Origin of the sequence: Seonamhaeicola sp. NFXS20 (assembly GCF_049132085.1) — a bacterium.
Taxonomy (GTDB): Bacteria; Bacteroidota; Bacteroidia; order Flavobacteriales; family Flavobacteriaceae; genus Seonamhaeicola.
Window position 1 is genome coordinate 308,048 of record NZ_JAFMPU010000001.1, and the last position, 19,838, is coordinate 327,885.

Consider the following 19,838-nt stretch of genomic DNA (forward strand, 5'->3'; position numbering starts at 1 on the left):
AATTTCTTTTTGTTTAGAAACAAATCTAACTTTTTTAAATTAAATTAACAATTTGGTGTGTTAAATGAGTAGTGTAAAGAATATTACAGCTTATAAATCTGTTGAGCCCACTGTGGTTACTATTGGCACCTTTGATGGTGTTCATATTGGACATAGAAAAATTATTAACCGTCTTGTAAATACCGGAAAACAAGAGGGGTTAAAATCTGTAATACTTACTTTTTTTCCGCACCCTAGAATGGTACTTCAAAAAGATTCTAATATTAAATTGATTAATACCATTGATGAAAGACGTGAAATTTTAGAGTCTGTTGGGTTAGATTTTTTACTTATTAAAGAGTTTACTAAAGAATTCTCAAGACTTACAGCTAGAGATTTTGTAAAAAACCTTTTAGTTGATAAACTCAATGCTAAAAAAGTAATTATTGGTTATGATCATAGGTTTGGAAGAAATAGAAATGCCGATATAAATGACCTTAAAGGGTTTGGTGAGATTTATGGGTTTGAAGTTGAAGAAATATCGGCTCAAGATATTGATGATGTTGCTGTAAGTTCTACAAAAATTAGAAACGCCTTAAACGAAGGTAATATAACCAAAGCCAATGCTTATTTAGGCTATAATTTTATAATAACAGGAACCGTAACAAAAGGAAAAGGTTTGGGGAGGCAATTAGGGTTTCCTACTGCAAATATTAGCGTTAAAGAAAATTATAAACTAATACCAAAACAGGGTTCTTATATTGTAAAATCTAATATTGAGGGTGCAACCACATATGGTATGATGAATATAGGAATGAACCCAACTGTAAATGGTGAAAAAGAAACTATTGAAGTTAATTTCTTCAACTTTAGCAAAGATATTTATAACCAATCAATTCAAATACAATTGCTTAAACGTATCCGTGATGAAGAAAAATTTGAATCTGTAGAGGAGTTAAAAAGTCAACTTAAAAAAGATAAAGAAATTGCCCTTACTTATATTGCCAACCACCATGATTAACAAATGGTTGTTTAAACATATAGATAATTCTGCGCTTGTTGTTTTCAGAATCATTTTTGGGCTGCTTTGTTTTCTAGAATCTGTTGGAGCAATTTTTACAGGTTGGGTAAAACGTACTTTAATAGACCCAGAATTTACATTTTCTTTTATTGGTTTTGAGTGGTTACAACCATTACCCGGATTCGGGATATACTTTTATTATGCTATAATGGGCGTTTTGGGGTTGTTTGTAATGGTAGGTTATAAGTATAGGTTTAGTATAATTGCGTTTACAGTTATGTGGACCGCAACTTATTTAATGCAGAAATCATCTTATAACAATCATTATTATTTACTTATACTTATAAGCAGCATTATGGCGTTTTTGCCAGCAAACAAATACGCTTCAATTGATGTAAAACAAAACCCAAGTTTAAAACAATTTTCTATGCCTATTTGGTGCAAATGGGTTATAATACTACAATTGTTTATTGTTTATACATATGCGTCAATAGCTAAGTTGTATCCAGATTGGTTAAATACAACAGTTATAGAATTATTAATGAAACCAAAGAGCAATTATTTTCTTGTAGGTGAGTTGCTTCAAAAAAAATGGTTGCATTATATACTAGCGTATGGCGGCATTGTTTTTGACGGATTAATTATTCCTTTGCTATTATTTAAACCAACTAGAAAGTATGCCTTTTTTGCATCAGTAATCTTTCATTTATTTAATTCGTTCGTATTTCAAATAGGTATTTTTCCTTATTTATCGTTAGCATTTTCCTTATTCTTTTTTGAGCCAAAAACCATTCAACAACTATTTTTAAAAAAGAAACCATTTTATACTTCTAAAGAAGTAATACTTCCAAAATTTAAAACCCCATTGGTTACAATTTTTACAGTTTATTTTGTTTTTCAAATATTACTACCATTGCGTCACCATGTTATTGAAGATGATGTTTTATGGACCGAAGAAGGTCATAGGCTTTCATGGCGTATGATGCTAAGAGCCAAAAGTGGTTCTGCAACATATACCGTTAAAAATAAAGAAACAGGAAGTGTTATGCGTGTTAAATTAAGCAACTATTTAACCAGAAAACAACAAAGAGGTGTTAGCGTAAAACCAGATATGATTTGGCAGTTTGCTCAACGGTTAAAAGAAATTTTTAAAAAGAATAATCAAGATGTTGAAGTATACGTAAATTGCAGAATTAGTGTAAATGGCAGGCCATATAAACAGCTTATAAACCCAGATGTAGATTTAGCCAGTGTTGAATGGGAAACTTTTAAACACAGTAAGTGGATTTTACCTTCAAAACAAGATTGATTTTCTTTGTAATTCCCTAAATTTGTCGCTCAAATTTTTAAGACATGTTACAAGTACCTTTTATTAGAGAAAACAAAGATTTGGTAATTGAAAGGTTGGCAAAAAGAAATATTGATGCCACCAATGATATAAACCAAGTAATTGCTTTAGATGAAGACCGCAGAAAAATTCAAACAGAGTTAGATAATACTTTGGCAGAATCTAACGCGCTTTCAAAAGAAATTGGCATGTTGTTTAAGTCTGGAAAGGTAGAAGAAGCAAATCAAATAAAAGCTAAAACCGGACAGTTAAAAGAAACTTCAAAAAAATTAACAGAAGATCTTAATAATAAAACAGACCAGTTAAACGAGCTTTTATATAAAATACCCAATGTGCCTAACAGTATTGTTCCAGCAGGAAATACAGAAGATGATAATGAAGAAGTTTTTAGAGAAGGCGATATTCCCGTTTTAGAAGAAGGCGCATTACCCCATTGGGAACTTGCTAAAAAATATGACATCATAGATTTTGAGCTTGGTAATAAAATTACAGGAGCCGGTTTTCCAGTATATAAAGGTAAGGGAGCTAAATTACAACGGGCTTTAATTACCTATTTTTTAGATAAAAATACAGAGGCCGGTTATACAGAATTTCAGTTACCTCATTTAGTAAATGAAGCTTCTGGTTTTGGTACAGGGCAATTACCAGATAAAGAAGGGCAAATGTACCATGTAACGGCTGATAATTTATATTTAATTCCTACAGCAGAGGTGCCTGGGACAAACATTTTTAGAGATGTGGTTTTAAATGAAACAGAACTACCATTAGCTATTACTGGATACACGCCTTGTTTTAGAAGAGAAGCTGGAAGTTATGGAGCCCATGTTAGAGGCTTAAATAGATTACATCAGTTTGATAAGGTTGAAATTTTAAGAGTAGAGCACCCAAGCAAATCTTATGATGCTTTAGATGGCATGGTAGCACATGTAAAAACCATTTTGCAAGAGTTAAAGTTACCTTACAGAATATTAAGACTTTGTGGGGGCGATTTAGGATTTACCTCTGCATTAACTTATGATTTTGAAGTGTTCTCAACAGCTCAAGATAGATGGTTAGAAATATCATCTGTATCTAATTTTGAAACCTTTCAGGCTAACCGTTTAAAACTGCGTTTTAAAAACAGCAATGGTAAAAATGAATTAGCACATACCCTTAATGGTAGTTCCTTGGCATTACCACGAGTATTAGCTGGAATTTTAGAAAACTACCAAACTAAAGACGGGATTGTAATACCAGAAGTATTACAACCGTATACAGGTTTTAAAATAATAAATTAGAGCTTAAAAAAGAAATAAAAACCTACAAAACACACAGGTTTTTATTGTTTTTATCGGTGAAATACACGTTTATTGTGTTGTTTAACGAATTTTAAGAAGTTCTCTTTGTTTTTCGTTTTATATTTTAGATGTTAGTAAAACCAAATCTATCAAACTTACTAACCATGAAAAATTTAAAACGCTTCATTCTTTTAATTGCACTCATTTTATTTGCTGGTAAAGTATTGTTTTCAGATTTTCAAATTGTAAAATCTGAAAATAATTCAACCGCTATTGTGAGTAAATAGGGATTTTCTCTTTTAAGATTTTAAAAAATTTAAGATTGTCCCCAATCTGAATAATACCATCGTTTTTATATTTAACGGTTGTTAATAGAACGTTTATTTTTTGGTTGGTTAATGTGCCCGAAATTTATTTCGGGCATTTTTTTATTAAAATATTTACATTTTCAACCTACTACATTTGTTATATTTACAGCATGAGAGCCCTATTTGTTTTATGTATATTACTGTCTTTTAATCTTTTTGCACAAGATGCAAATTTGGCTGTAGATTATTTTAAGAAAGGCGAATATGATAAAGCACTTCATGAGTATAAAAAACTTTATGCTCAAAGCCCTTCTAACATAAATTATGTAAATCAAATAATAGCTTCACATCAGCAGTTAGAGCAATATGATGAGGCCGAAGCATTTCTTGAAAACCTTATTTCTAGAATTAATTACCCAGCTCTATTGGTTGAGTTAGGGTTTAATTACCAACTAAAAAATGATGTAGAAAAAGCAAATGCGTATTACACACAGGCATTGAAACAGATTAATGAAAGACCAAGCTATGTGTTTGCAATAGCTAGAAGTTTTCAAAGTCATTCACTTTTAAATGAAGCGGTTGTTGCTTATGAAAAAGCCATGCAACTAAACCCAGATTATAATTTTAATATTCAATTGGCGCAATTATATGGAGAGCAAGGACATATTGAAAAAATGTTTAATAGCTATTTAAATTTTGCAGAGACTAATCCTATTTCATTAAGCGATATTAAAAGAAGAATAAACGGGTTTTTAGGAGCTAGCGGTGATGATGAAAATAACATACTTCTTAGAAAAATTTTACTAAAAAAATTACAACAAGAACCCAATTTATTGTGGAATGAAATGTTAAGTTGGTTATTTATTCAACAAAAAGATTTCAAAAAAGCATTTATTCAAGAAAAAGCCATTTTTAACAGAAAACCAGAAAGTTTAGAAAGAATAAAAGAGTTGGGAAGAATAACTACTAAAGAAAACCAAAATGAAATTGCTAAAGAAATTTACAATTATATAATTAATACCGCCCAAGATTTAGATACAAAACTTAATGCGCAATATTATTTAATTCAGATAGAAACCAAAGAAAGTTCAAAAGAAAACTATGAAGAAATAAATAAAAAATATTTAGCGCTTTTTGAAGAATTCGGAACCTTTTCGCAGACCGTAGATTTACAAATTGCCTATGCGCATTTTTTAGCGTTTTATATGGATAAAACTACCGAGGCTACCAAAGTTTTAGAAAAAACCTTAGAATTACCTATAAACAGATTGCAAAAAGCACAAGTAAAATTAGAATTGGGAGATATTTTAGTTTTGCAAGAAAAATTTAATCAGGCCTTAATTTATTACACGCAAATTCAGCGTAATTTAAAAAACAGTACAATATCTCAAGAAGCACGTTTTAGAGTAGCCAAAACGAGTTATTATAAAGGCGATTTTAAATGGGCAGAATCACAACTTAAAATATTAAAATCATCAACATCTCAACTAATTGCTAATGATGCACTCGATTTAAAATTGCTTATTTCAGATAATAAGTACGAAGACTCTACCCAAACAGCTTTAAAATTATATGCTAAAGCAGATTTATTAGCTTTTCAAAATAAAACAGACCAAGCTATTTCAATTTTAAACAAAATTTTAAACGAGCATAAAACAGAACCTATTATAGCGCAAACACTCTTTAAACAAGGGCAATTGTTTAAGCAGAAAGGTGAAATAAATAAGGCGGTAGCAAATTTTGAAGTACTTATAGAGAATTATAGAGATGGTATTTTAGCAGATGATACCTATTTTAATTTAGGGCGTTTGTATGAAGACGTTTTAAACCAACCTGAAAAAGCAAAATCTTTGTATGAACAAATTATATTTAACCATGCCGATAGTATTTATTTTGTAGATGCTAGAAAGCGATACAGAGCGTTAAGAGGTGATGATATAAATTAATTACCCTAATTAAAAATATTGGAATTTTAAAATTATGATAATATACAACGTAACAGCAAATATAGATGAGTCTATTCAAAAAGAATGGCTAGAGTGGATAAAAGAACATATTCCACAAGTATTGGGTACCGGTAAGTTTGATAAAGCTACATTAACACGTGTTTTAGTTGAAGAAGAAACAGGGGGCGTAACATATTCCATTCAGTATAGAGCCTATTCTCGTGAAGCTTTAGATGCTTATTATAAAGAAGATGCACAACGCTTAAGAGCAGATGCTCAAAAAAGATTTGCAGACAAAATGCTGGCTTTTAGAACCGAGTTAGAATTGGTAGATGAGTATTTTGTAAATATAAACCCAAACTAAAGGCTTTTGTGTTTTCTAATATTGTTAATTTAATAAAAATACTATGAAAATATCTAAAGTAGATAAGGTAAATGATTATGTTTTAAATGCGATAGAAAACCTAATTCCACAACTTTCATCAACCAGCAAAATACCTTCAAAAACAGATTTAGAAACTATAGTAAATTCTAACAGCACATATCTTTTTATAGCAGAAGAAAATAATAATATTTTAGGTACATTAACACTAGTATTTAATAAAATACCTACCGGCGAGAAAGCTTGGATTGAAGATGTGGTGGTAGACAAATTAGCTAGAGGCAAAGGTGTTGGTAAACGTTTAACACAATTTGCTATAGATTATGCCATTAGTAAAGGGGTAACCAAAATAGACTTAACATCAAGTCCAGAAAGAATTGCAGCCAATAAACTCTATCAAAAATTAGGGTTTAAAAAAAGAACAACCAATGTTTATAGGTATATTGCCAATTAATAAATGAGAAATTCTCTCAAAATAACTAATAATAAGTGGCTAATAATCAACATCAAGTAAAAGCAAAAAAACATTTAGGGCAACATTTTCTAAAAGACGAAAATATAGCTAAAAAAATAGGTGATACACTTACGTTAAAAGGCTATAAAAAAGTACTAGAAATAGGCCCGGGAATGGGTGTGCTCACCAAATACCTTTTAGAAAAAGATGTTGAAACTTACGTAATAGAAATTGATACAGAATCAGTTGCGTACTTGCAAGCTCACTACCTTAATTTAGCACCCAGAATTATTGAGAAAGATTTCTTAAAATATAATTTAAGTGAAGTTTTTGAGGATGAATCGTTTGCCATTACAGGTAACTTTCCCTATAATATTTCATCACAAATAGTATTTAAAGCTTTAGAGTTGCGTCGTCAAATTCCTGAATTTACAGGCATGTTTCAAAAAGAAGTAGCCAAACGCATTTGCTCAAAAGAAGGCAGCAAAGTGTATGGTATTCTTTCGGTTTTAACCCAAGCTTATTATGATGCCGAATATTTGTTTACCGTGCCACCGTCGGTATTTAACCCACCACCAAAAGTAGATTCGGGGGTCTTAAGACTTATCAGGAAAACAGATTATAACCTACCATGTAATGAGATATTATTCTTTAAAGTGGTAAAAACAGCATTTCAGCAGCGTAGAAAAACACTTCGTAACAGTTTAAAAACATTCAATTTATCAGATAATTTAAAAGCAAATAGTATCTTTGGCAAGCGTCCGGAACAATTAAGTGTTGCACAGTTCATAGAACTTACTTTATTAATTGAAAAAGATGTTTAATCTTTTAAAGCTTAGCATTTGTCTGAAGAAAGAGATAACATACAACAATTTGAGGTTACAGAAGACCTTTTAGAGCAAGTTAAAACACTTGTTGAAGAACAAAACAACAAGGAGCTACAAACGCTTTTAAAAGAGTTTCATTATGCCGATATAGCAGAAATTTTAGATGAACTTAATCTAGAAGAGGCAATATATGTTATAAAACTTCTTGATTCTGAAACAACTTCAGATATTTTAATGGAGTTAGATGAGGATACCCGAGAAAAGGTATTAAAAAACTTATCTGCCAAAGAAATTGCTGAAGAAGTAGAAGAACTAGATACCGATGATGCTGCCGACATGATTGCCGAACTTCCTGAATCTCGTCGGCATGAAGTAATCTCTAAAATAGAAGATGAAGAGCATAAAGAGGAGATTAAAGAACTTTTAAAGTATGAAGAAGGTACTGCAGGAGCACTTATGGCTAAAGAGCTTGTAAAAGTTTATGAAACATGGACAGTTGCAGGGTGTTTACGCAGAATTAGAGGGCAAGCCAAAGAAGTAACCAGAGTGCATTCCATTTATGTGGTTACTAAAGAAGAAAAACTCATTGGGCGCCTATCTCTTAAAGATTTAATTGTAGCCAAAAGCGATCAAAAAATAGCAGATATTTATATATCTAACGTAGATTATGTAAATGTAAACGAAGATGCCGAAGAAATTGCCAAAATTATGGCAAAATACGATTTAGAAGCCATTCCTGTTGTTGAAAGTGACGAAAATAAAGTATTGTTAGGACGAATTACTATTGATGATATTGTAGACGTTTTAAAAGAAGAAGCAGAAAGAGATTATCAAATGGCAGCAGGTATTACTGCCGATGTAGATTCTGATGATAGTATCTTTGAACTTACAAGGGCACGTTTACCATGGCTATTTTTAGGATTAATTGGTGGTGTAGGTTCTTTTTTAATCATGGAAGGTTTTCATGAAGCGTTTAAAGAGTATGCTGTATTATTCTTTTTTACACCACTTATTGCGGCCATGGCAGGAAATGTTGGAGTGCAGTCAAGTGCTATTATTGTTCAAGGACTTGCTAACGATGATGTAAAAGGAAGTGTTAATAGCAGACTTTTAAAAGAAATGCTTTTAGCTATGCTTAATGGTATTATTTTAGCTGCGTTTTTATTCATATTTGTTTGGATATATGGTGGCGAAATTAACAAAGCATTAGCCGTTTCAGTGTCATTAGTAGCTGTTATTATTATAGCTGGTTTAATAGGAACTTTTGTGCCTTTATTTTTAGATAAACGCGGTATAGATCCAGCTATTGCTACCGGACCATTTATTACCACTAGTAACGATATTTTAGGTATTTTACTTTATTTTTCTATTGCCAAACTTATTTTAGGTATTTAACAATTGTTAAGTTTAAACTTACTTGTGCAAATTTATTTTAGAGCCTTATAAAATTCTTGAGATTACTTATTAACTAACCTAAAACTTCGTAATTTTATCCAATATTTTTAATTATGAAAGTTCTTCATTTAGATACCAATCACGAGTTACTTATTAATCAACTAAACAATTTAGGTTTTACAAATCATGAAGATTATTCATCTTCAAAAGAATCTGTAGAAGCTATAATTTCAGAATATGACGGTATTGTTATTCGTAGCAGATTTACCATAGATAAACAATTTTTAGATGCTGCCACTAACCTAAAATTTATAGGTAGAGTTGGAGCAGGTTTAGAAAATATAGATTGTGATTATGCCAAATCAAAAGGTGTTTACTTAATTTCTGCCCCAGAAGGTAATAGAAACGCAGTTGGTGAGCATGCCTTGGGTATGTTGCTATCACTTTTCAATAAACTTAATAAAGCTGACGCTGAGGTTAGAAATGGCAAATGGTTAAGAGAAGAAAACCGAGGTATAGAGTTAGACAGTAGAACGGTGGGACTTATTGGCTACGGTAATATGGGTAAAGCATTTGCTAAAAAATTAAGAGGGTTTAATGTTGAGGTTTTGTGTTATGATATTAAAGACAATGTTGGTGATGAAAATGCAGAACAAGTTAGTTTAAAAGAATTTCAACAAAGGGTAGATGTGGTTAGTTTACACACTCCTCAAACACCTTTAACTTTAGGGATGGTAAATTCAGAATTTATCAATCAATTTAAAAAACCGTTTTGGTTAATTAATACTGCAAGAGGTAAAAGTGTTGTAACTTCAGATTTGGTTTCGGCATTAAAAACAGGCAAAATATTAGGTGCTGGATTAGATGTTTTAGAGTATGAAAAAGCTTCTTTTGAAAGTCTGTTTTCTACTGAAATGCCAGAAGCTTTTAGGTATTTAATTAAAGCTGAAAATGTTTTATTATCACCTCATGTAGCAGGTTGGACACTGGAAAGCAAAGAAAAATTAGCGCAAACTATTGTAGATAAAATTAAAGCTAAATTTTACTAAATTTATGAGATGAAAAAAACCATTCTTGTTTTTTCTCTGCTCATTTTTGCTATTTTACTACTGTTTCAAATAAGTAAGTATGCAGTGCTTTCTGGTAGTTTAAAAATTGAAATAATAATTGGAGTTATAGCTATAGTATTTTTAATTATTGGGATTTATATCAATAAAAAAAGTCTTCATAAAAACGGAGTATCTTCAGTAGGAATAGATTATAAAAAGATTTCAGAATTAGAAATTACAGCGCGTGAATATGAAGTGCTTCAAGCTATTTCAGAAGGCTTATCAAATAAAGAAATAGGTAATAAATTATGCCTTTCAGAAAGTACTATAAAAACACACGTATCTAATTTGTTAGTTAAGCTAAATGCCAAAAGACGAACACAGGCATTACAAATAGCCAAAAGTTACAAAATTATTTAAAATTCATACATTTATACTTAAGTACTAGTAGTTTGGTACTTTAGTATGACCTCTAAATTGCTGTTTACACCTACTTTTGAATTGTTAATCTTTAAAAACGAAACGGTATGAAATCAACAATTTTTAAGTACGGGTTATACGGTTTTTTGGTAGGCTTAATTATTTTTTTGTTCCACTTAACATTGGGTAAAGATTTAAGTTATTCTACCAACGAAATTTTAGGGTATCTATCTATTTTTATATCCTTATCCTTTGTTTTCTTCGGTATAAAGCACTACAGAGATAATGTTAATAGTGGCGTTATTTCTTTTGGAAAAGCTTTAATAATAGGAGTGCTTATTTCTGTTTTAGTTGCAATAGGCATTGGTATAGCAGATTTTATTTATACCCAATTTATAAACCCAGAATGGTTTGAAAATTATTATCAAATGATGCGAGATGCTGGTAAAGAAGATGAAATAATAGAGATGTCTAGCCTTACAGCCGGAATATTTATGGTTGCATTAGTTTCCGTTATCGGAATTATTATATCTTTAGTTTCAGGATTAATACTTCAACGTAAATAATTTACTATGCAATACAAGGCCACATCTCCTGATGATTATATTAGTCAAGTCCCAGAAGAAAGACAGAACGCCCTAAAAAACTTAAGAAAAACAATTAAAAGTAACTTACCTGATGGTTTTGAAGAGGGTATTCAATACGGAATGATTGGGTATTACGTGCCACACACTATATACCCCAGCGGATACCATTGTAATCCTGAAGAACCATTACCTTTTATGAGTTTTGCATCGCAGAAAAATTCAGTTAACCTTTATCACAGTGGTATTTATTCAAACCCAGAATTACATGATTGGTTTATAAAAGAATACCCTAAACATTGCAAGCGCAAATTAGATATGGGGAAGAGTTGCATTAGGTTTAAAAAAATTGACGAAATTCCGTTTGAATTAATAGGTGAATTAGCAAAAAAAATAACTGTAGAAGAATGGATAAACATTTATGAAACAGCCATTAAAAAGAAATAATCATAAAAACCAATAACAAATGAAATTAGGTGCATTTTCAACAAGTCTTAGCGTAAAAGATATCAAAGCTTCAAAAGCATTTTATGAAACCTTAGGGTTTTATGTTTTTGCAGGCGATATAGCGCAAAATTATTTAATAATGAAAAACGGTAATGCACTCATTGGTTTATTTCAAGGCATGTTTGAACAAAACATTTTAACCTTTAATCCTGGTTGGGATGAAAATGCTAATGCTGTTGAATCTTTTGATGATGTAAGAGCCATTCAAAAACATTTAAAAAACCATGATATTAAGTTAGAAAGAGAGGCTGACGAAAATTCTTCTGGGCCAGCAAGTATTGTTATGTATGACCCCGACGGAAATACCATACTTATAGATCAACACGTTTAAACAGAATAAATAATGAAAAGAGTAACAGGAATAGGAGGGTTATTTTTTAAAACCAAAAATCCACAAGCCACAAAAGATTGGTACAAAAAACACTTAGGGTTTAATACCGATGATTACGGATGCACCTTTTGGTGGAAAGATGAGGCAGGTAATAAATGTTCAACACAATGGAGCCCTTTTCCAGAAGACACTAAATATTATGAGCCTTCAAAAAAAGACTTTATGTTTAATTATCGTGTAGAAAATTTACATGAATTGATAAAAACATTAAAAGAAGAAGGGGTTACTGTAGTAGGCGACATTGAAGAATACGATTACGGTAAATTTGGTTATATTCTCGATAATGACGGCAATAAAATAGAACTTTGGGAACCCATTGATACTGCTTTTAAATAAAATGACGTTACATTTGTAAAACATTTAAACCACTTTTATCTAGCATAATTTGGGAGTAGCAGAAATTCTTCAATCATTTAATTTATCACTTTTAAAATGGGTAGCTATTGCAATAGCTGCCTTTGTTTTGGGTTTGTCTAAATCTGGAATTAAAGGCATTGGTGTTATTATTATTTTAATATTAGCCTTTGTTTTTGGTGAAAAAGCATCAACAGGCATATTATTACCAATGCTTATTAGTGCCGATATTTTAGCTGTAATTTATTACAACCGGCACACCCAATGGAAGTTTATTAAACTGCTTTTACCCTGGATGGTAGTTGGTGTTTTAGTAGGAGTTTGGGTAGGAGATGCTATTTCAGAAGTACTTTTTAAGCGTATAATGGCTATCATAGTTATTAGTTCTGTTTTAATTATGTGGTATTTTGAAAAAAGAAAATCTACAGCAGTACCACAAAACAAAGTATTTTCTTCTTCTATGGGATTTTTGTCTGGGTTTACCACTATGGTAGGAAACTTAGCAGGACCAATTTCTAATATTTATTTCTTAGCCATGAGGTTGCCTAAAAACCAGTTTATTGGTACAGCAGCGTGGTTATTTTTTATTATAAATGTATTTAAGTTACCATTCCACTTTTTTGTATGGAAAACTGTTACTAAAGACACGTTAGTTTTAAATTTAATGCTGTTTCCTTTAGTGGCAATTGGGTTTTTTATGGGGGCTAGAGTGGTTAAATTAATTTCTAATGCAAAGTACAGGTATTTTATAATTATTGTTACTGCTATGGGAGGTATTATTATGTTATTTAGATAAAAGAAGTAACAGAATTAAAATTTAAAGCACAAATAACATAAAGTAAATTTAAATTTTTAATTTTATAGTCTAACCATAAATTAAAAACACAATGTCTGACGAAAAAAATTTAAGCGACGACCTAAACGATATGTTAGGAGATGCCAAAGAAGGCGCTAAAAAAACTGCCGATAAAGCAGGTGAAAAAGCAAAAGAATTTGCCGAAGAAGCTAAAGAAGCAGCTTCTGAGTTTGCAGGTGATGCAAAAGAAGTTTTAAGCGATGGTAAAAATATAGCCATAATAGCACATATCCATTTAATCGGATGGATTATTGCATTAATTATGAATAGTAATAATAAAACAGAGTTAGGCTCATTTTATATTAGGCAAATGTTAGGATTAGTTCTATTGAGTTTTTTAGGAATTATTCCTATTATTGGCTGGATTTTGCTAATTGTAATTTTTGTTGCTTGGATAATGAGTTTGGTAAATGCTTTAGGAGGTAAAATGAAACCAACATTTTTGTTAGGAGATAAATTTCAAGAATGGTTTAGTTCGTTATAATAACTATTCGTTTTTTGTAGCTGTAAGTTTAGCTTCTAACTCTGCTTGAAACTCTTCCATTACAGGGCGTACGGTGCTTTCGGGTAAGTCGGCAATTTTAATATACATTAATCCGTCTACAGAGTTATTAAAAAGTGGGTCTACATTAAAAGCAACTAAACGTGCATTTTGTTTAATATACTTTTTAAGTAATACCGGGAGCCTAAGAGCTCCTGGTTCTATTTCATCTATAATTTTATCAAACTTGTTTAGGTCTGCTTTACTTTCATCAAAAACAAAATCTTTGTCGGCATCTTTCAGTTTTACTTTAAACTCTTTTTTAGGCCGAACGTATTGCGCTAAATAGGGGTCATAGTAATGAGATTTCATAAACTCAATCATTAATGACTTTGAAAATTTTGAAAACTGATTACTAATACTTACACCACCAATTAAATAGTTGTGTTCTGGGTAGCGTAATGTGGTATGTACAATGCCTTTCCAAAGTAAAAATAAAGGCATAGGTTTTTGTTGATAGGCTTTAATAATAAAGGCACGCCCCATTTCTATAGACTCGCTCATCATTTTATAAAGCTCGGGTTCAAACCTAAATAAATCTTGTAAATAGAAACCGTTAATACCATAACGCGCAAATATTTTAGAGCCCAGTCCCATACGGTAGGCACCTGCAATTACTTTAGTGTCATTATCCCATAAAAACATATGGTGGTAATAGGTATCAAAAGTATCAAGGTCTATGGCTTCATTAGTGCCTTCACCAACTTCTCTAAAGGTAATTTCACGCAATCTGCCAATTTCTCTAAGAATGTTTGGTATTTTATCGGCGGAAGCCAAAAACACTTCGTAATTTTTGCTTTCTAATAATCTTAAATCGGCTTTTCTAAGTGCTTCAACTTCCTGTTCCATAACGTTTGTTTCAATAGGTGTAACAATACGTTTTGGAGGTTTTGGTGTTTTTAAAGTTGAAGGAATTTTATCAAGTATTTTAGATTTATCTTCAAAAGCATTAGCAAGCATATAGGTTTTCTTTCTAATAAATTCTGAAAAATCATCTATAGAATTGTAATCTTTTTGATCTTTAACTAAAATAGGTCTTCCTATTCTAACTTTTATTATTCTTCGTTTTTGTGTTAGTAATTCCGAAGGTAATTTAGCAGTTCTAAAGGTGTCACTAATTTTAGAAAGCTTATAAAAAAGTTTGCTGTTTTTTGCATGAAAATAAATGGGAACAATAGGTACTTCTGCCTTTTTAATTAGTTTCATGGCAGCTTCTTCCCATGGTTTATCTACAACTAACTTACCGTCTCTGTAGGTTGATACTTCTCCAGCAGGAAAAATGCCTAGGGGATGTCCTTCACGTAAATGAAAAATGGCATTTTTAAAACCAGCTATACTTGATGCTGCTTCTTTTCTGTCTTCAAACGGATTTACAGGCATTATATAGGGCTTTAAGGGCTCTATACGGTGTAGTAAAAAGTTGGCTATAATTTTAAAATCGGGGCGCTGTTCTAGCATTAATTTTAAAAGTAAAATACCATCAATACCTCCTAAAGGGTGATTAGAAACGGTAATGTAAGCACCATCTTTTGGAAGTCGTTTTAAGTCTTCTTCAGGTATTTCAAATTTAATTTGAAAATCACCTAAAATACCGTTTAAAAAATCTAGTTCAGTTAAATGTTTGTTTCGTTTGTATATTTTGTTTAGTGTAGAAATTTTAAGCAATTTCATTAAAACCCAACCTATAAACGTGCCAATAAAACCATATTTACCTAATTGAATGGCTTTGGCTACTTCTTTAGCGTTTACAAGTCCAGAATCTTGTTGTTTGCTCATGGGCGTAAATGTACTAAATAAACTATTTGGTTACTATTTGAACGGTTTCTTGTGTTAATTGTTTCAGTAATACTGTTTTGCCTTGTTCTATTTTATTTAAGGCAGACTCATTGTAATGCCTTATAGTATACAATGATACATTTTCATGGCAATTTACACTAAATTTAGCTTTTAATTGTTGCAGTAATGCATCTAAATTATTGTAAATATTATCTATACACACCGAAAAACTAATGGCTGAATTTTGAATAACATGTACCTTCATTTTGTAGGTGTGAAGTAGTTTAAAGATTTCGCTAATATTTTCTTCAACTATATATGAAAAATCTAATGATGATAGTGATATTAATATTTGATTTTTCTTTACTATAAAACAAGGGATTTTGGGTTCTATAGCTATACCTTTGGTTACTGTAGTTCCAGAGTCTTGAGGGTTTAAAAACGATTTTACATGTAATGGAATTTCTTTATGCTGTATGGGTTGAAGTGTTTTTGGGTGAATAACAGAAGCGCCATAAAAAGCAAGTTCAATAGCTTCTCTATATGATATTTTATGAAGTAATTGGGCGTTTTCAAAATATCTAGGGTCTGCATTTAATACACCAGGAACATCTTTCCAAATAGTAACACTTTCAGCATTTAAACAATAGGCAAAAATAGCGGCAGTATAATCACTTCCTTCTCTTCCAAGGGTAGTGGTGAAACTGTTAGAATCGCTTCCTAAAAAGCCCTGTGTAATATTTAAAACAGAGGTGTTTAGAGTCTTTGAAATGTTGGTTTGGGTTTCTTTCCAATTTACATTAGCACGTCTATAATAACTATCTGTTTTAATACACTCTCTAGAATCAATCCATTGATTTTTTATGCCAATACTGTTTAAATAGTCACTTATAATTGTGGTTGATACCAATTCACCAAAACCAACAACTTGGTCATAAACAAAATTGTAATTAGGAGATTTATTTGTTTTAAAGAAGTTGTTTAGCTCATCAAAAAAAGCTTTTGTTTTTTTAAAGATGAGGTGGTTTTCGTTCTCAAATAAATCGAATAAAATATCATTGTGGTATTTTATAACCTCTTGTAAAGAGCTCTGTAACTCGGTTTTATTATTAAAATAATTAAAAATTACAGTCTCTAAAGCATTGGTAGTTTTGCCCATTGCCGAAATAACAATAAGTGTGTTTTTAAAACCCGTAGTATTTAAAACAGCTGCTAAGTTTTTAACCCCATTAGCACTTTTTACAGAAGCACCACCAAACTTAAATATTTTCATTGTTAAGTTTTGAAATATAGTTTTTTATACTTTTTTCATTCATTTGAACCACATCCCAATCTCTCATTACATTGGCACCTTTGCTCTCATAAAATTTTATAGCAGGTTCATTCCAATCTATAACTTCCCAATTTATACGTTTAACCCCTAATTTGTGTGCGTGTTTAATAAAGGCATCTAATAGAGCAGAACCTATGCCAGTACCCCTAAGGTTTTGGTTTACAATTAAATCTTCTAAGTGAATAATTTTACCTTTCCATGTAGAATACCTGTGGAAGCCCAAAGCAATACCTTCAACTTTAGAGTTTACTTCGGCTACATAACAAAAAAATGCAGGATTTTCTCCAAAACCATCGTTTTCAAGGTCTTTTAAAGTTATTTCTACAGCATCGGGTTCTTTTTCAAACTCTGCCAATTGCTTAATTAACTCTAAAACAGCTGGCATATCTTTTTTATTTGCTTTTCTAACAGTAAATTGCATAGTATGTTTTATATTTTCAAATATAAGCCAAAGAAAAATAAACATTCTGTTATTCTTTAACGAAAACGATGTAGTTATTTGAAAATTATTGATATTTGCATAAACCAAACACATCTCATTTATGGCTCACCAAAAGCAAACTTTAGGCGAATTTATAATTAAAAACCAAACATCATTTAAGTATTCATCGGGCGAATTATCTAGCCTTTTAAACTCTATTAGGCTAGCAGCAAAAGTTGTTAACCATGAGGTTAATAAAGCAGGTTTAGTTGATATAATTGGGGCAGTGGGAGACACTAACATACAAGGTGAAGACCAACAAAAACTAGATGTTTATGCTAATGATAAATTTATACAAACTTTAACCAAAAGAAATATTGTTTGTGGTATTGCAAGCGAAGAAGAAGATGATTTTATAAGTATTAACAGTCAGGATGAAAACCATCAAAATAAATATGTTGTTTTAATAGATCCTTTAGATGGCTCATCAAATATTGATGTAAATGTTTCTGTAGGAACTATCTTTTCAATTTACAGAAGAGTAACTCCTATTGGAACGCCTGTTCAACTTAAAGATTTTTTACAAAAAGGTAGCGCTCAAGTTGCTGCGGGTTATGTGGTATATGGCACATCAACTATGTTGGTTTATACTACAGGTGATGGGGTAAACGGATTTACTTTAAACCCTGCAATTGGGTCATTTTACCTGTCTCATCCTGATATGGAATTTCCTGAAGATGGTAATATTTATTCTGTAAATGAGGGGAATTATATTCATTTTCCACAAGGTATTAAAGACTACATAAAATATTGCCAAAAAGAAGAAGAAGATAGACCATATACATCAAGGTATATAGGTTCTTTGGTTTCTGATTTTCATAGAAATATGATTAAAGGCGGTATTTATTTGTACCCCCAAAGTTCTAAAAATCCCAATGGAAAATTAAGATTGCTTTATGAGTGTAATCCCATTGCTTTTTTAGCAGAACAAGCCAAAGGAAAAGCCAGTGATGGTTTTACTAGAACATTGGATGTAGAACCAACAGAACTACATCAGCGTGTCCCGTTTATTTGTGGTAGCAAGAATATGGTTGAGAAAGCCGAAGAGTTTATGAGAAATGCTCATTCTTAACAGAAAAGATTAAAATATAAAAAAAGCGAACCAATTTGGTTCGCTTTTTTTAATAAAATTTCTATCATTTTACAAAGCAACTAAATCACCAGCTTCATTTTTTGTTGGTAAATCTGATTTGCCCATTAAGTAAATATCAACTTGTCTTGCAGCTTCTCTACCTTCAGAAATAGCCCAAACAATTAATGATTGTCCACGGCGCATATCGCCTGCAGTAAAGATATTAGGAATGTTGGTTTGGTATTTTCCGTATTCGGCTTTATAATTAGATCTAGCGTCTTTTTCAATACCTAATTTATCGGCTAATGTGCTTTCTGGTCCTGTAAAACCAAGAGCTAATAGGGCTAAATCACAAGGCCATATTTTTTCTGTGCCTTCAATTTCTATTAGTTTAGGACGTTCACCAGGAATCATTTCCCATTCAACATTAACGGTTTTTAAAGCAGTTAATTTTCCGTTTTCATCTGTAATAAATTCTTTGGTGTTAATTAACCAGTTACGTTCACAACCTTCTTGATGAGAAGAAGAAGTTTTTAACTGTAAAGGCCAATAAGGCCAAGGGGTTTTAGGTGAACGATGTCCTGGAGGTTTAGGCATAATCTCAAAATTAGTAACCGATTTTGCTCCTTGTCGGTTTGAAGTTCCAATACAGTCTGACCCCGTATCTCCACCACCAATAACAATTACATCTTTTCCAGTTGCTAAAACTTGATCTTTTACCTCTTTACCAAATAAAACTTTAGTTTGTTGAGTTAAGAAATCCATAGCTTGTACTACACCATCGGCATTAATACCAGGAGTTGGTAAACTACGTCTTTCTGTAGCCCCACCACAAAGTACAACAGCATCAAATGCTTTTAGTTCTTCTACATCATAATTAACGCCAACATTTACATTGGTTTTAAATGTGATGCCTTCTGCTTCTAAAATGGCTAACCGTCTGTCTATGATTTCTTTTTCCATTTTAAAGTTAGGAATACCATAGCGTAATAAGCCACCTATTTCATCATCTCTTTCAAAAACGGTAACTGTATGTCCTGCTCTATTTAATTGTTGCGCAGCGGCTAAACCTGCAGGTCCAGACCCTACAACAGCAATAGTTTTATCTGTACGTGTTTTTGGTGGGCATGGTTTTATCCAACCTTCTTTAAAAGCACGTTCTACAATTTGCTTTTCTATATTTTCTATTGAAATAGGATCTTCAATGATACCTAGTACACATGATTTTTCACATGGGGCAGGACACAACCTGCCTGTAAATTCTGGGAAATTATTTGTAGAGTGTAATATCCACGATGCTTTTCTCCATTCACCTTGGTGAACCATGTGGTTAAAATCTGGAATTAAATTTCCAAGAGGGCAACCACTGTGACAAAACGGAATACCACAATCCATACAACGAGACCCTTGTTTTGTTATTTCTTCCTCAGATAAAGGAATAGTAAATTCTTTATAGTGCTTTACACGGTCTTCAACCGGTTTGTAAGCTTCGTCTTGTCTGTCAAATTCTTTAAATCCTGTTACTTTTCCCATAACA

At 31.6% G+C, this 19,838-nt stretch carries 22 protein-coding genes; 18 read left to right on the top strand and 4 right to left on the bottom strand.

Going from position 1 to position 19,838, the window contains the following annotated elements; genetic code table 11:
* Positions 1–64: 64 nt before the first annotated feature.
* From J1D01_RS01430 to J1D01_RS01510, 17 genes are all read left to right on the top strand, one after another.
* A complete protein-coding gene (locus J1D01_RS01430; protein WP_372935969.1) occupies positions 65–1,000 on the top strand; it encodes a bifunctional riboflavin kinase/FAD synthetase in 936 nt (311 codons plus the stop codon).
* Positions 993–2,309 carry an HTTM domain-containing protein gene (locus J1D01_RS01435; protein ID WP_421149797.1) on the top strand — a complete coding sequence of 439 codons (1,317 nt, stop codon included), beginning with the start codon at positions 993–995 and terminating at the stop codon, positions 2,307–2,309. The genes J1D01_RS01430 and J1D01_RS01435 overlap by 8 nt, the downstream gene beginning before the upstream one ends.
* Before the next feature lie 44 nt (positions 2,310–2,353).
* Entirely contained in the window at positions 2,354–3,625 is a 1,272-nt protein-coding gene (gene serS / locus J1D01_RS01440) for a serine--tRNA ligase (protein WP_421149587.1), read from the top strand.
* A 164-nt stretch (positions 3,626–3,789) separates the two neighbouring features.
* Positions 3,790–3,912 (top strand): hypothetical protein, encoded by a 123-nt coding sequence (locus tag J1D01_RS01445; protein WP_372935973.1) that lies wholly within the window; start codon positions 3,790–3,792, stop codon positions 3,910–3,912.
* A gap of 191 nt (positions 3,913–4,103) precedes the next feature.
* Positions 4,104–5,879, top strand: coding sequence for a tetratricopeptide repeat protein (locus tag J1D01_RS01450; protein WP_421149588.1), 1,776 nt, complete (start codon positions 4,104–4,106; stop codon positions 5,877–5,879).
* Positions 5,880–5,913: 34 nt separating this feature from the next.
* Complete coding sequence (locus J1D01_RS01455) at positions 5,914–6,243, top strand: DUF4286 family protein (RefSeq protein WP_372935977.1); 330 nt, start codon at positions 5,914–5,916, stop codon at positions 6,241–6,243.
* A 43-nt stretch (positions 6,244–6,286) separates the two neighbouring features.
* Entirely contained in the window at positions 6,287–6,715 is a 429-nt protein-coding gene (locus J1D01_RS01460) for a GNAT family N-acetyltransferase (RefSeq protein ID WP_372935980.1), read from the top strand.
* A gap of 35 nt (positions 6,716–6,750) precedes the next feature.
* Positions 6,751–7,539 (top strand): 16S rRNA (adenine(1518)-N(6)/adenine(1519)-N(6))-dimethyltransferase RsmA, encoded by a 789-nt coding sequence (rsmA, locus tag J1D01_RS01465; protein WP_421149589.1) that lies wholly within the window; start codon positions 6,751–6,753, stop codon positions 7,537–7,539.
* An 18-nt stretch (positions 7,540–7,557) separates the two neighbouring features.
* Positions 7,558–8,937 (top strand): magnesium transporter, encoded by a 1,380-nt coding sequence (gene mgtE, locus J1D01_RS01470; protein ID WP_372935984.1) that lies wholly within the window; start codon positions 7,558–7,560, stop codon positions 8,935–8,937.
* A 113-nt stretch (positions 8,938–9,050) separates the two neighbouring features.
* Positions 9,051–9,986: a 2-hydroxyacid dehydrogenase gene (locus tag J1D01_RS01475; RefSeq protein WP_421149590.1), complete on the top strand. Its 936-nt coding sequence runs from the start codon at positions 9,051–9,053 to the stop codon at positions 9,984–9,986.
* 9 nt (positions 9,987–9,995) lie between these two features.
* A complete protein-coding gene (locus tag J1D01_RS01480) occupies positions 9,996–10,406 on the top strand; it encodes a response regulator transcription factor (protein ID WP_372935988.1) in 411 nt (136 codons plus the stop codon).
* A gap of 107 nt (positions 10,407–10,513) precedes the next feature.
* Positions 10,514–10,972, top strand: a complete 459-nt coding sequence (locus J1D01_RS01485) for a DUF4199 domain-containing protein (protein ID WP_372935990.1) — start codon at positions 10,514–10,516, stop codon at positions 10,970–10,972.
* Positions 10,973–10,978: 6 nt separating this feature from the next.
* Complete coding sequence (locus J1D01_RS01490; RefSeq protein ID WP_421149591.1) at positions 10,979–11,437, top strand: DUF1801 domain-containing protein; 459 nt, start codon at positions 10,979–10,981, stop codon at positions 11,435–11,437.
* Positions 11,438–11,456: 19 nt separating this feature from the next.
* Entirely contained in the window at positions 11,457–11,828 is a 372-nt protein-coding gene (locus J1D01_RS01495) for a VOC family protein (RefSeq protein ID WP_372935994.1), read from the top strand.
* Positions 11,829–11,837: 9 nt separating this feature from the next.
* Positions 11,838–12,224, top strand: a complete 387-nt coding sequence (locus tag J1D01_RS01500; RefSeq protein ID WP_372936004.1) for a VOC family protein — start codon at positions 11,838–11,840, stop codon at positions 12,222–12,224.
* Between the two features lie 49 nt (positions 12,225–12,273).
* On the top strand, positions 12,274–13,038 hold the full coding sequence (locus tag J1D01_RS01505; protein ID WP_372935996.1) for a TSUP family transporter: 765 nt from the start codon (positions 12,274–12,276) through the stop codon (positions 13,036–13,038).
* 91 nt (positions 13,039–13,129) lie between these two features.
* Positions 13,130–13,582: a YtxH domain-containing protein gene (locus tag J1D01_RS01510; protein ID WP_372935998.1), complete on the top strand. Its 453-nt coding sequence runs from the start codon at positions 13,130–13,132 to the stop codon at positions 13,580–13,582.
* A gap of 3 nt (positions 13,583–13,585) precedes the next feature.
* Here J1D01_RS01510 and J1D01_RS01515 read toward each other — a convergent pair whose 3' ends face one another.
* The 3 genes from J1D01_RS01515 to J1D01_RS01525 are packed head-to-tail and all read right to left on the bottom strand — an operon-like array spanning position 13,586 to position 17,169.
* Entirely contained in the window at positions 13,586–15,415 is a 1,830-nt protein-coding gene (locus J1D01_RS01515; protein ID WP_421149592.1) for a GNAT family N-acyltransferase, read from the bottom strand.
* Positions 15,416–15,437: 22 nt separating this feature from the next.
* Positions 15,438–16,688, bottom strand: coding sequence for an aspartate kinase (locus tag J1D01_RS01520; protein WP_421149593.1), 1,251 nt, complete (start codon positions 16,686–16,688; stop codon positions 15,438–15,440).
* Positions 16,675–17,169 (bottom strand): GNAT family N-acetyltransferase, encoded by a 495-nt coding sequence (locus J1D01_RS01525; protein WP_372938362.1) that lies wholly within the window; start codon positions 17,167–17,169, stop codon positions 16,675–16,677. Before J1D01_RS01525 ends, J1D01_RS01520 begins: the two co-directional genes overlap by 14 nt.
* A gap of 121 nt (positions 17,170–17,290) precedes the next feature.
* Between J1D01_RS01525 and fbp the strand changes: the two genes are divergently transcribed.
* Positions 17,291–18,301: a class 1 fructose-bisphosphatase gene (gene fbp / locus J1D01_RS01530; protein ID WP_421149594.1), complete on the top strand. Its 1,011-nt coding sequence runs from the start codon at positions 17,291–17,293 to the stop codon at positions 18,299–18,301.
* A gap of 69 nt (positions 18,302–18,370) precedes the next feature.
* Here fbp and J1D01_RS01535 read toward each other — a convergent pair whose 3' ends face one another.
* Entirely contained in the window at positions 18,371–19,834 is a 1,464-nt protein-coding gene (locus tag J1D01_RS01535) for a glutamate synthase subunit beta (protein ID WP_372937275.1), read from the bottom strand.
* Positions 19,835–19,838: the final 4 nt, after the last annotated feature.